Origin of the sequence: Bacillus paramycoides (genome assembly GCF_038971285.1) — a bacterium.
Classification (GTDB): domain Bacteria; phylum Bacillota; class Bacilli; order Bacillales; family Bacillaceae_G; genus Bacillus_A.
This window is the reverse complement of sequence record NZ_CP152427.1, coordinates 1,805,463-1,817,928: the sequence shown is the minus strand read 5'-3', so window position 1 is coordinate 1,817,928 and position 12,466 is coordinate 1,805,463. Positions and strand designations below refer to the sequence as shown.

The 12,466-nt window shown below is 33.8% G+C and carries 12 protein-coding genes; 3 read left to right on the top strand and 9 right to left on the bottom strand.

The features are described 5' to 3' along the window. Positions 1 to 29: 29 nt before the first annotated feature. The 4 genes from AAG068_RS09400 to AAG068_RS09385 are packed head-to-tail and all read right to left on the bottom strand — an operon-like array spanning position 30 to position 3,557. Positions 30 to 1,025 (bottom strand): 3-oxoacyl-ACP synthase, encoded by a 996-nt coding sequence (locus tag AAG068_RS09400; protein ID WP_342719057.1) that lies wholly within the window; start codon positions 1,023 to 1,025, stop codon positions 30 to 32. Then, entirely contained in the window at positions 1,025 to 1,441 is a 417-nt protein-coding gene (locus AAG068_RS09395; protein WP_002071359.1) for a MaoC family dehydratase, read from the bottom strand. Before AAG068_RS09395 ends, AAG068_RS09400 begins: the two co-directional genes overlap by 1 nt. Positions 1,442 to 1,445: 4 nt before the next feature. After that, positions 1,446 to 2,936 carry an o-succinylbenzoate--CoA ligase gene (locus AAG068_RS09390; RefSeq protein ID WP_342719056.1) on the bottom strand — a complete coding sequence of 497 codons (1,491 nt, stop codon included), beginning with the start codon at positions 2,934 to 2,936 and terminating at the stop codon, positions 1,446 to 1,448. Between the two features lie 15 nt (positions 2,937 to 2,951). Then, positions 2,952 to 3,557 (bottom strand): TetR/AcrR family transcriptional regulator, encoded by a 606-nt coding sequence (locus AAG068_RS09385; protein WP_001290799.1) that lies wholly within the window; start codon positions 3,555 to 3,557, stop codon positions 2,952 to 2,954. A 358-nt stretch (positions 3,558 to 3,915) separates the two neighbouring features. Between AAG068_RS09385 and AAG068_RS09380 the strand changes: the two genes are divergently transcribed. Then, a complete protein-coding gene (locus tag AAG068_RS09380; protein ID WP_342719055.1) occupies positions 3,916 to 4,911 on the top strand; it encodes an S-layer homology domain-containing protein in 996 nt (331 codons plus the stop codon). 107 nt (positions 4,912 to 5,018) lie between these two features. On the opposite strand, the gene AAG068_RS09375 is transcribed toward AAG068_RS09380, so the two are convergent. Both AAG068_RS09375 and AAG068_RS09370 read right to left on the bottom strand, forming a co-directional pair. Next, positions 5,019 to 5,942, bottom strand: a complete 924-nt coding sequence (locus AAG068_RS09375; protein WP_342719054.1) for a CobW family GTP-binding protein — start codon at positions 5,940 to 5,942, stop codon at positions 5,019 to 5,021. A gap of 103 nt (positions 5,943 to 6,045) precedes the next feature. After that, on the bottom strand, positions 6,046 to 7,482 hold the full coding sequence (locus AAG068_RS09370; protein WP_342719053.1) for a flavin monoamine oxidase family protein: 1,437 nt from the start codon (positions 7,480 to 7,482) through the stop codon (positions 6,046 to 6,048). Between the two features lie 201 nt (positions 7,483 to 7,683). Between AAG068_RS09370 and AAG068_RS09365 the strand changes: the two genes are divergently transcribed. Next, positions 7,684 to 8,628 carry an L-lactate dehydrogenase gene (locus tag AAG068_RS09365; protein ID WP_263703781.1) on the top strand — a complete coding sequence of 315 codons (945 nt, stop codon included), beginning with the start codon at positions 7,684 to 7,686 and terminating at the stop codon, positions 8,626 to 8,628. Positions 8,629 to 8,706: 78 nt separating this feature from the next. On the opposite strand, the gene AAG068_RS09360 is transcribed toward AAG068_RS09365, so the two are convergent. From AAG068_RS09360 to AAG068_RS09350, 3 genes are all read right to left on the bottom strand, one after another. Then, a complete protein-coding gene (locus AAG068_RS09360) occupies positions 8,707 to 9,720 on the bottom strand; it encodes an AI-2E family transporter (RefSeq protein WP_342719052.1) in 1,014 nt (337 codons plus the stop codon). Positions 9,721 to 9,889: 169 nt separating this feature from the next. Then, positions 9,890 to 11,500: an amidase family protein gene (locus AAG068_RS09355; protein WP_342719051.1), complete on the bottom strand. Its 1,611-nt coding sequence runs from the start codon at positions 11,498 to 11,500 to the stop codon at positions 9,890 to 9,892. Positions 11,501 to 11,609: 109 nt separating this feature from the next. After that, a complete protein-coding gene (locus tag AAG068_RS09350; RefSeq protein WP_000997338.1) occupies positions 11,610 to 11,741 on the bottom strand; it encodes a hypothetical protein in 132 nt (43 codons plus the stop codon). A gap of 184 nt (positions 11,742 to 11,925) precedes the next feature. On the opposite strand from AAG068_RS09350, the gene AAG068_RS09345 reads away from it, so the two are divergent. Continuing rightward, on the top strand, positions 11,926 to 12,345 hold the full coding sequence (locus AAG068_RS09345) for a GNAT family N-acetyltransferase (RefSeq protein ID WP_342719050.1): 420 nt from the start codon (positions 11,926 to 11,928) through the stop codon (positions 12,343 to 12,345). The last annotated feature ends 121 nt before the right edge of the window (positions 12,346 to 12,466 follow it).

Sequence of the window (12,466 nt, the reverse complement as noted above, 5' to 3'; positions counted from 1 at the left end):
AATAATTTTTTGGATAAAATCCATCTTTACTACCACCTAATCACAGTCGCTGCCCACGTATACCCAGTCCCTGCACTAACTACTACTGCAATATCTCCAGGCTGTAATTTTCCCTGTTCATTTGCAAAGTGAAGACCAATGCAAGGATCAAGCGCTGACATATGTCCATAATGATCTAAATATACAACTTGTTCTTTTGTTAGCCCTAGCCCCTGTATCAATTCTATTAACATAGAACGTTTTGTATGCAATGGTAACAATACTTTAATATCTTTAGGAGTAAATCCACTTTTTCTTAACGCCTCCCGAATAACCTTGTCAAAATTAGGGATTGAAACCCGGTCTAGACGTTCTTTCATACTATTAGGATCTATTACATCAATATAATGTTGTCGATTCTCAACTGTATCATAGCTCGCAACCTGCTTTGATCCACCTGCTGGAATACGTACATCTTCATGAAATGAACCATCTGTTATAATCGCACTTCCTAATATTTCACCGTTGCTAGCATCTTTTTTCACTAAAGCTGCGCTTCCGCCATCAGCGAAATTAAACATAAAACGTGAGCGTGGATTATCATAATCTACAATTTGAGATTCTTTACATCCACCTACTAATAATATATTTTCAATTGAGTTATCGGAGTAGAGCATATCTTTTGCGACTTTGAGAGCAATAGGAAAGCAAGAACTAACATTCATAATTTCAAAAGCATAAGCATTTTTCAATCCAAGTTCATGCTGAATTTTTGGGGCACTTGACCATACGTGGTAATCTTTATGTGGACTGCCAAAATAAATGACTACATCAATAGATTGAGGATCTACTTGTAATAAGATTGGCTTTGCAGCAGCAATAGCTAAATCTGATGCATGCATCGTTTCGTCTGCGACATGTTTTTCATATAAACCAAACTTTTCTATAATAATTTTCTCAGGGATGCCTGTTTTCTTAGATAAATCTGCAGCCGTCTCTACGTCTTTTGGGAAGAAAACACCAGTCGTTTCAACCCCAATATTCATTAGACTACCCCTCCTTCTTTTGGCACCATCATCGTCGCTACACCTGTCAATACTAAATCTCCTTTTTGATTATGACATTCAGTTAACAATTTCAAAACTCTCTTTTCTATCATAAATTCTTGCACTGTAGCCGTAGCTGTAATTGTATCTCCTATAAAAACTGGTGCTGTAAATTTAATAGTTTGTTCCATATAAACGGATCCTTTTCCAGGTAAATGAATCCCAAGTAATTGTGATAATAAACTAGAAGTTAGTAAACCATGTGCTATCCTTTGATTAAATCTAGTTTGTTTCGCATACTCATGATCAATATGAATTGGATTAAAATCCCCACTCAAACCTGCAAATAATACAAAATCTGTTTCTGTTATTGTTTTACTACATGATGCCTGTTGACCAGTGCTATACATCGTCATCTCTTCACCTGCTTTTCAATTGATTTGCTAACTGTACTTTTTGAATTTTACCAGTTGCATTTTTGGGCAATTCCTCTAGAAAAACAATTTCTTTCGGTATTTTATATTTTGCTAGAAATAAACGACAATGTTCAATGACTTCCTTTTCAGTTAATTCACTGCTACTCTTTTTCACAATAAAAGCGATTGGAATCTCCCCCCACTTTACATGTTGCCTGCCAACGACCGCTACCTCATATACCTCCGAAATCTTATTAATGACCTGCTCTACCTCAAGTGGATAAATATTTTCACCACCGGAAATTATCATTTCTTTTTTTCTACCGACAATGTATACAAAACCATCTTCATCAACTTTAGCTAAATCTCCCGTATATAACCAACCATCTTGAATTATTTCTTTTGTTGCATCTAGTCGATTCCAATACTCTTTCATTACATTCGGCCCTCTTATAAGTAACTCCCCAACTTCACCGATTCCAACCTTATTTTTATTTTCATCAATAAGTACATAATCACAAAACAGAACAGGTTTTCCAATTGAACCTACTTTACGTCTTGCATCTTCTTCTGAAAGCATAAATACGGTTGGTGATGTTTCAGTCATGCCAAAGCCTTGACCAAATAAAAATCCTCTATCTATAAATTCTCTCATCAACTCTTCTGGACATGGAGCACCACCGTTATAAAACCAGCGAACTGATTGTAATTTTGTAGTTTCAAACTTTGGGCAATTAATCAATGCTTGATGAATTGTAGGTACTCCCATCACCACAGTCACTTTATGTTTTTCTATCATGGAAAGGGCTGTTGTTGGTTCGAATTTTCTTGGAATAATGATTACACCACCTACAAATAAAGTTGGAAATGCGAATAAACCAATTCCACCAATATGAAATAAAGGTAATAATACAATAGAGCGGTCGTGCATAGTTAAGTCAATCGCAAATGTATTGTTAAGCGCATTCCAAAACATATTTTCTTGTGTAAGTACGGCTCCTTTCGGTTTTCCTGTTGTACCTGATGTATAACATATAATAAAGGATGCGCTTTCATTTATCTCTTCAAAGTTGTCACTTTTTCTATCTTCTATTTCTTTTAAACTTTTAATCAAAATAACTCTTTGAACATACGATACCTTATGCATTGTCATTGCCATATTTTGAAGTGTCTCCTCTACAAATAAAACTGTAGTTCCACTATCCTTTAACTGAAAGTTAAGTTCATTTTCTGTTAACCGTATATTAAGTGGAACAGCAATACATTCTACCTTTGCTATAGCAAACAAAAGTACAATATATTCCAAGCTGTTTTGTGATAAAATGGCTATCCTTTCTCCTTTTTGCACATTTAAGTCGTAAATTAAATAGGCTGCTACTTTACTTACATACTCATGTAACTGTTTATATGTTATTTCCTCCTCTTCTGTAATAATGGCAATGCGATCTGGATGTAAATAGGACCGTTTTTCAATCCAATAAGCAATGCCTTGCATATTTCCTCCACTCCCTTATCTCTTTCTCAATCCTTCAAATATTAATGACATCGCCGCTTCAAATACATCTTCCGGAACATCTTTCTCTTCCCAATAACCCCATCGCATTCCTAGAAATTGTCCAATTGACATAAGACAATACGCAATTGTTTCTTTATCAAGTTGTTTAAACTCTCCCGCTTCCATACCAGCCGATAAACTTTTTAAAAATCCATTTGCGAGCTTTGCATAGTACCATCTATATAAGTTATCATCAACAACTACTGCCTGTTGTACAATATTATATAGATTAGGTCGATCTTTCACCCACCGAAAAAAAGCCTGAAAACCTCTTCTTTGTGCCTCTTCATAACTTGATATTCCCTTCATTTCTTCTTTAATAATTAAGCGTAACTCACGGTTCAATCTGCGAATCAATTCATCAAATATATCTTTTTTAGATGGAAAGTAATTATAGAAAGTTCCGTGCGCTACCTTTGCTTCTTGTGTAATATTCACGATAGAAGCCTCGTAATATCCTTTACTACCAAATACCTCTTCTGCAGCACACAATAATTTCTCTCTCGTTTCTAACCCTTTTGTTGTTAGATTTTTTACATCCATTATTATTTTTTCTGACACCTGAATCACCTCTTAGATTTGATTATAAATAAATTTCTGAATTTTGCAATTATTATCGTTAGACAAAATCTGCAAGTGTTTTTCTATATCCCAACAAAGGTTGGCTTCTGTTGACTAGCTACTAATTAGTGAGAATTTTATAACACATTCCTAATCAGAATGAATAAACGCCCTCGTCAGTTGAGTTTTTTACACTTACCTCCCTCACATAACACCATATATATTTAAGAAATATCACGAAAGTAAATCCTTATTTTACAAAATCGAAATATACTAATATAATATATAATTGATTATCACTTAAAAGTAACGGATATGAGTGAGAAAATATTGTTTTATATACTTAGGAGGAATCATAATGAATTTTAAACATGTACTTGCAACAGGCTTAATTACCGCCACATTATTCGGCGCAACGAATGCTCATGCACAAACTGAACATTTCATCGATGTTCCAATGGAGCACTGGTCTAAAGATTCGATTAACTACTTAACTGAAAAAAAGGTCATTAGTGGTTATGGTAACGGAAAATTTGGATTTGGGGACAATGTAACTCGTGGACAAGTAGCTGCGATTATTTCAAGATACTTAAAACTAGAAAATACCGGATCTACAAGTAAACATTTCTCTGATATTCATGGGCATATGTTTGAAAACAATATTAAAGCAGTTGCTCAAAAAGGAATTATGACAGGGGACAGTAGCACTGACAAATTTAGACCAGATGATACATTAACTCGATATGAAATGGCTGTTATCTTACAAAAAGCGTTTCATCTATCTGTAAAAACAAACGACCTTTTCTATGATGTTCCAAATAATTTTTGGGCAACAGACGCTGTTCGTTCATTGTATAGTAATGGTATTACAAAAGGAATTGGAAACTATCAATATGGGGGAGAAATGAATGTAACAAGAGAACAATTTGCAACGTTTATGTATAAAGCAATTAATGTAAGCCCTTATTTTGTTCCTGATTCTATTCCTGCAAAAGATGAGGATAAGTACAAAGAAATTGAGAATATATTGATTGATTCTGGATTTTTAAAAACCGATTATAACTATGTATATACTAAAACTGGTCATACATATGATGGCATTATGTATTTTAATTTTTCTCCTTATGATGACAGCGCATATAGAATGTCTATTCATAGTGATGATTCTGTATTAAATGAGCCGGTGAAAAAAATTCTAAACACACTACTACCAACTAAAACAGATTATCTATATAGTTTAATTAAAAACCCTACTGCAAGCTCTCGAACAATAGAATTAGATGGTCGCAAAATTGAGTTTAGAAGAGACTCTAGTACTAGTATAAGTGTTTCTCTTGGAAAACGAAAATACTAAAAAGACTATTTATCATGAATATAAGTAGCTGAATGGTTACTCATAAAAAATAAAAGGACTCCCCCATAAGTCGTTTTCACCAACTTATGGGGCAGCACCCTTTAATCTTAATTAGAATTATTTTCTACTTTCTCTAACCCTTCAGCCAATTGTTTCTTATCTAGCCCTTCCCCTATTACTACCAAGTTCGTCGGGAAACCGAAGTCTTGTTCCAGTAAAGTTGGTACCCCAAATGAATATTGGAATAGGTACGGGTATTTATCTCCATGGAATTTCACAAATCCTTTTACACGATAAATACTGTCTGGTAACTTTGAAAGCCATTCATATAAATTGTCTTGATCAATCGATTTCGTAAATTGATATGTCATCGTTTGTATATGTAAATGCTGTTTTACATGTAATGTCTCATGTTCCACGTCATTCGTAAATTCAGCTTCTTCTATGTCTTCTAAAGATATATTACAATATTTTGTTTCAAACAATTTCGCATGATTATTTATTGCTTTCACTGCTTCTATTACTTTGTTCTTATCCGCACCTGTTAGTAAATCTGATTTATTAATTAAAATGTGGCTACCAAACTTCAGTTGCTCATGCAATAATTGCTGAACGTTTGCACTTAATACACTTCGATTTAACCATCTTACTGCATCTAAAACGACTACAATTGATTTCACTTCTAAGAAAGGTGCTAAAATTGGTGATACACATGCATCTAACACTTCTATTGGATGCGCAACACCTGTCGTTTCTATATAAATGACATCTGGTCTTTCTTGCTGATATAACGAATGCAACTGTATTTCAAGCTCTTCTTTTAGCGTACAACAAATACATCCTTTCAGAAGTTCTCTTAAAACATTCTCTTTTCCAATAATATCTGTATCTACCGAGTATTCACCAATTTCATTCATTAATACTGCAACTTTTCTATTCTTCTTTTTTTCCGCTAACAATAAATTTTGTAATAATGTTGATTTTCCACTTCCTAAAAAGCCACCTAATATATGAATTTCTACTTTATTCATGTGATTGACCATCCATTTCTTTATTTCAAACGTATTCAAAGCGTAATAATTACGATTTATATTTATTATTTTATTAAAAGAATAGTGATTTGTAAATATATCTTCACCGTTCGTTTACTTCATACGCAACTCTAATTCCAGACTCTATTGCTCCTTGCATCCACCCATGTGTTAATGTCGTATGCTCTCCTGCAAAGTGTACTTTTCCAGCTGGTGATGTAATATACGGAAATAACTCGAGTTCTTGCCCCGGTTCGAAAGCTGTAAATGCGCCGCAAGAATACGGATTTTTACTCCAGCTAAAAGATGATCCAGTAACAAACTCACTATAGACGATGTCACCGTATATTTCCGCTAAATTTTTTAATGCGTAACGAATACGATCTCTTTGCGAGAGACTATCCCATGTTAATGCCTCATCTGCCCACGTATAACTTGCTAAAACGATGGATGCACCTGGAGTATGGATACCATAACTCGGATAATATGTAAATCGTATAGGTAAATCTGTAATCGATTTACCGCCACACTGTCCCGCTTTCTCCCAAAATCTACTTTTAAACTCTATCGCAATTTTAGTTGCAGCAATATAATTTAACTCACGAATTGCTCGTCTTTTAAAATAAGAGAATAAATGAGATGGCTGAACTTCTACAAAGCGTAACGCTGAAAATGGAATTGTAATAATAGCACTATCACTTGTTATTGTAAATTGCTTTAACGTATGCTCATGACTTCCTTGTAACATTACTTTATTATCTTCTTGTATGATTTTCTCTACTTTATACGACATAAAAAGATTATCTTTTAACTCCGGTAAAAATGAATTTGGTAATACATCCATTCCACCCGTTATCTCATAATATTTTGTCGTTGAAGTAAAAAAGATCATTTCACGTAATACTTCAATTAAAGACATTCCCATATATGCTTCCATATCAAGAAGTACACCGATCATATCGATTGCTCCGTCTGAATAATACTCAATTAAAAAGGAGCCAAGCGAATATGCTTTATACTTTTTTTCAACGATAAACCAGTTTATATTAGGATCCTTTTTTATAAAATTAAGGATTGGTTCTAATACTACTAACATTAACTCTTCTGCCGTTTTTCCTTTTTCATTCTCTAAAATGGGATATCCAAGTATACTTGGATTTTTTTCAAACAAGCTCAACCTCGTTTTAATATTATTCGTATAAATAATATCTGAAGCGGTTTTATTTATAAACAGATTTAACGGTAATTTAAATTTACGAATGTAAGCTAAAGTTAACTCGTGTGTTCCAGGAATTCGCATCGGCCCTGCATTAAAATATAAACCTCTGCTAAACGGTTCACGCATCGTATATATTCTTCCGCCTATTCGGTTATTCGCTTCTAAAATTGTTATGTTATGACCTGCTTCTTTCAATAACGATGCTGCAACTAATCCCGAAATCCCTGCACCAGCAATAACAACCTGCTTTGGGTTATTCGTTTTAACGAGCCCCACATTAATAATACGAAGCATTCTTTCCATCGTTAATGGCTGCATCATGCCTTTTTCCCCTTCAATAAAGGATTTTATTGCATTATATTCAGTTAACTTACTTCCTATGTTTCATGCAAAGAATTGCACGGATACATTTTCAATTACTTGAATATCTTTTATAAAATGTAATAAACTAGATATGACTCTATAGAAGTAAGACGTATTATCTTACATAATAAAATCAATGAAATTGCGAGGAATTTTGAAATGAAAAAAGGTATTAACCGAGTTGTATTAGTAGGAACAGGAGCGGTTGGATGTAGTTATGCTTACTGCATGATTAACCAAGCTGTAGCTGAAGAGTTTGTTTTAGTTGATGTAAACGAGGCAAAAGCTGAAGGAGAAGCGATGGATTTAAGTCATGCTGTTCCTTTTGCACCAGCTCCAACTAGAGTATGGAAAGGTAGCTACGAAGATTGTAAAGATGCGGATCTTGTAGTCATTACGGCTGGATTACCGCAAAAGCCAGGTGAAACACGTTTAGATTTAGTTGAGAAAAACGCAAAAATCTTTAAACAAATCGTTCGCAGTATTATGGATAGCGGGTTTGATGGCATCTTCTTAATCGCAACTAACCCTGTCGATATTTTAACTTACGTAACTTGGAAAGAATCTGGTTTACCGAAAGAACGTGTAATCGGTTCTGGTACAACGCTTGATTCTGCTCGTTTCCGCTATATGTTAGGTGAGTACTTCGATATTGGTCCGCATAACATTCATGCTTATATTATCGGTGAACATGGTGATACAGAACTTCCTGTTTGGAGTCACGTATCAGTCGGTATTCAAAAACTACAAACGCTTCTTGATAAAGACAACACATACACGCAAGAAGATTTAGACAAAATCTTCATAAACGTTCGTGATGCAGCTTACCATATTATTGAGCGAAAAGGTGCAACTTACTATGGTATCGGTATGTCCCTTCTACGTGTTACTAAGGCCATTTTAAACGACGAAAATAGTGTATTAACTGTTTCGGCATATTTAGAAGGTCAATACGGTCAAAAAGATGTTTATATCGGTGTCCCTGCTGTTTTAAATCGCAGCGGTGTTCGTGAAATTTTAGAAGTGGAATTAAGTGAAGAAGAAGAATTAAAATTCGATCACTCTGTTCAAGTGTTGAAAGAAACTATGGCTCCTGTTCTTTAATATGTATAGTAAAAAAGCAATCCATTTTATTTTGGATTGCTTTTTCATTGTTCACTCATAGAAAACATTTGTTATTTTCTATTTTCTAATTGATTCCTCATTGTTTACATTAAGTACATCTAATAAGAAGATGAATATTGGTATCCCGATAATAAGCCCCCATATTCCAAGGAAATGCTCTGAAAAGATGAGAATCATAAATGTATAAAAGATTGGTAAATTCGTTTTCGCAGACATAAACTTCGGGTTTAAAAAATAACTTTCAAGAGCATGGATTACTGTAATGAACACAAGTATGTATACGACGTATATAACTCCGCCTACGTTATAAGCAATAATACAAAGCGGAAACAAGGAAATGATTACACCTGCAACAGGAATCAATCCTAGTAAGAAAATCATGACAGCCAATACGAGAAGTTGTGGAAATCCTAAAACCATTAATGCAATGACAGTAAGAATACAATTGACAACCGCAATTAAAAACTGTGCTTCAATTACTTTACCGAACGACCTTGCAAACCTTTCGCCAAAATATGCAATCTCCTCATAAAAAACCTTCAGACTACTATTTTTAAATTTCGAAGTAAATGATATTATGCGTTCTTTTTCTAACAAGAAAAATAAACTTAAAATAAGAGAGAGTAGTATTTGCAAACTAACTTTTCCTATATTTGCAATCGATTGATATATGACATCTACACCTTGTTCTATATATTTTGATACTTCCATCCCATTAATTGTTGAGAGTGCATATTTAATGATTTCATTATCAGGTGGATTTTGAAAAAACAACCTAAACTGATGAATCAATTGGGAAATTTGTATCGTTAGCACAGGTAGATATTTATATAATGTTGTGCCGATAAAAGTTACTAATATTATATACAAACATGCGATAACAATTTTCCGATTCACTTTCAATTTCTTTGAAATAAAACGTTGAAACCGATCCATTAAAAACGTCAGTATAAACGTAATCAATATTAAATTAATCATACTTTTTAATCCGTATAATACAAGCGCTACTATTATTAAAACGAGAAACCGTTGGAACCCTCTGCTTCGAAAGAAATTTTTCACTTCATTCATTAAGATTTAACCTCCCCCTTCAATGGATGGAAATTGAATATATTACATTTTATGAGCTTCTATAGACAATCTTTCTTATTAATTGAGAAGAATCCTTTTTTTCTTTTTATATAGTTAGATTCTTTTCAGATTAGGCAACCAACATATTTTATTGTAGTCGTTTACCTTTTTACAGTTTTGGTGATTTTCTATTTTTAGACTGCTGCTCATACGCATATCCAATATTGAATAGTTCCTTTTCACCAAATTGCTTTTCGATAAACACCGCACCTACTGGCTCTCCATTGTTATCATATCCTGCTGGAACCGCTAATTCTGGATAGCCAGCTATAGCTGATAGAAGAACTTCTTCGTTGTTAATCATAACTAAAGCATCCAAACCTTTCTCTACTAAATATTTATCCAGCTCTTTTCTTGCATTTTCTTGACTCGTTTGCACTACTTTTCCAAACTCATCTTTCGTTATAGCAGATTTTTCAGATCCCTCAATTAATGTTTGCCCGTATTTTATTCGTCTATTACTATCCCTTTTATTAAACGCTATAATCTCTTCTAACGATTTTACCGGTACATTTTTTTGCCTTGAAAGAAAATCATTAACATTATGTTTGAACTCATATTCTAATGTTTTTAGATTATCTACTCCCTCATCGTTTAACTGAATATCATCAGTCAATACCGCACCTGCATCTTGAAGATCTTTTCTAATTTTTTCTGCTACTTCTTTTCTATTTTCATCTTGTTGATCTATTGAAAAAAGAACTCCTATTTTTTTCCCTTTCAATCCGTCTATTGATAAATCCTTCGTATAATCAATTCTTTTTTTATCTTTCATTTTTTCTGTCATAGCATCTTTTTCATCATGACTTACCATTATGTTAAATAACGTTGCCGCATCCTTTACTGTTCTTGCCATCGGTCCTGCAGTATCAAGTGTTTCAGCTAACGGAATAATGCCTGATCTACTCACCATACCTAGTGACGGGCGTAATCCAACTACTGATTGCTGCGCCGCGGGTGCTACAATTGACCCAGTCGTTTCTGTCCCGATTGCAAGTGGTGCAAAATCTGCCGCAACTACTGTAGCAGATCCAGAACTTGATCCCGATGTATCAAACGTAATCGGACCGTATGGATTCAAATTTTGTCCTTTTTTCCCGCTATATCCGCTAGGCATTGTAAAAGATAAATAATTTGCCCACTCAGACATATTCGCTTTCCCTAAAACGAAAGCACCTTCTTCTTTCAAATTCTTCACGATCATCGCATCTTCATCTGCAATCCAATCTTTTAACACATAAGTTCCCGCGCTTGTCGGCATCGCCTTTTCCGTTTGTACATTATCTTTTACGATAACCGGCATGCCGTATAAGTTCGACTTTTTATTTAATGACCTTTCTTTATCTAACTTTCGTGCTTCTTCCATTGCATTTGGATTAATCTCTGTAACAGCATTTAATGATATTCCATTTTGGTCATGTTCTTGTATTCGAAAAAGATAAATACTCGTTAATTCTTCATATGATAATTTCCCATCATCAACCATTTTTTGAAGCTCATCTACCGTCGCATTTACGACTTCTTTTTCTTTTATCTTTACGTTTTCTATGTTAATTTCTTTCAACTGTTTATGTATCGGTTTTAACACTCTATCTTTATCATATACGATACGCTCAGGTTCCTTTGGAAAATAATTTTTATACACGTAATATCCCCCCGCACATGCCAATAGAACAATACCTCCAGCAATAGACAGCGTTATCTTTACCCATTTCTTCATGTTGTTTCCTCCACTCTAAAAGTTGCTCCATTGTATTGAAAAAGAGAGTTATCCTCATAACTCTCTCTAATTAGAATGCTAAATGAAAAAATGAAGAATTTCAATTTCATTACTTCTTTTTTTGCATTTGCTTCGCTAATAATTCTTTCACTTGATTATACGATAATCCCGAATTTTCATTTAAACGTTTTACTTCTTCAACATCCGTACCTACCACTGTATACTTTTTCTCATCATTCATTTTCCCACTTCCCTTTCCATTATTTCTTATATTTTTCCCCTAAACTCTTATTAATTAACACAAATACAAATACGGAAACTGAACGAAATTCAATAGCTAAAGGGAATTCAGTTACATAAGAGGAAAAGATAAAGAAATGTCGAATGTATATACTTGTTAAATTTAAGGGCTTGGAGGATACATTTTGAAAACATATGAGTTTAAACATAACATCCCAACATTAGAAGAGTACAAATATTTGTGTGATTCTGTTGGATGGACTGATTATATGAATTTTGAAGTGGCGGAAACTTCACTGAAAAATTCTATCCACTGCATGACAGTCAATGATAATGAAAAAATTATCGGCATGGGGAGAATTGTTGGTGATGGATCTATCTATTTCTATATTCAAGATATAGTAGTTCATCCGAACTACCAGAAACATGGTATCGGGAAAGAAATCATGCATCGTTTAGTTACATACTTACATGAAAATGCACCTGATAAGGCATTTGTCGGTTTGTTTGCATCAGAAGGTAAAGAATCGTTCTATGAGAAATTTGATTTTAAAGATTACTCACCAAACATGACGGGGATGTTTACTGTCATTTCAAAGACATAATAGATTTTTAATTGTAAGGAAAGACTTCGGTTCATATGAAGGAATTTGTTCTTGCAATAAGAGTTTAACATTACATACGAAAAGAGAGTACATATATAGCTAATATGTACTCTCCTTTTAT

What these genes read in the sequence shown, in the direction of transcription:
- AAG068_RS09355 (WP_342719051.1), bottom strand. Translation starts at nt 11,500, where the DNA reads ATGAAGAAATGGGTAAAGATAACGCTGTCTATTGCTGGAGGTATTGTT.
- AAG068_RS09350 (WP_000997338.1), bottom strand. Translation starts at nt 11,741, where the DNA reads ATGAATGATGAGAAAAAGTATACAGTGGTAGGTACGGATGTTGAAGAA.
- AAG068_RS09390 (WP_342719056.1), bottom strand. Translation starts at nt 2,936, where the DNA reads ATGCAAGGCATTGCTTATTGGATTGAAAAACGGTCCTATTTACATCCA.
- AAG068_RS09360 (WP_342719052.1), bottom strand. Translation starts at nt 9,720, where the DNA reads ATGAATGAAGTGAAAAATTTCTTTCGAAGCAGAGGGTTCCAACGGTTT.
- AAG068_RS09370 (WP_342719053.1), bottom strand. Translation starts at nt 7,482, where the DNA reads ATGATGCAGCCATTAACGATGGAAAGAATGCTTCGTATTATTAATGTG.
- AAG068_RS09365 (WP_263703781.1), top strand. Translation starts at nt 7,684, where the DNA reads ATGAAAAAAGGTATTAACCGAGTTGTATTAGTAGGAACAGGAGCGGTT.
- AAG068_RS09375 (WP_342719054.1), bottom strand. Translation starts at nt 5,942, where the DNA reads ATGAATAAAGTAGAAATTCATATATTAGGTGGCTTTTTAGGAAGTGGA.
- AAG068_RS09395 (WP_002071359.1), bottom strand. Translation starts at nt 1,441, where the DNA reads ATGACGATGTATAGCACTGGTCAACAGGCATCATGTAGTAAAACAATA.
- AAG068_RS09400 (WP_342719057.1), bottom strand. Translation starts at nt 1,025, where the DNA reads ATGAATATTGGGGTTGAAACGACTGGTGTTTTCTTCCCAAAAGACGTA.
- AAG068_RS09380 (WP_342719055.1), top strand. Translation starts at nt 3,916, where the DNA reads ATGAATTTTAAACATGTACTTGCAACAGGCTTAATTACCGCCACATTA.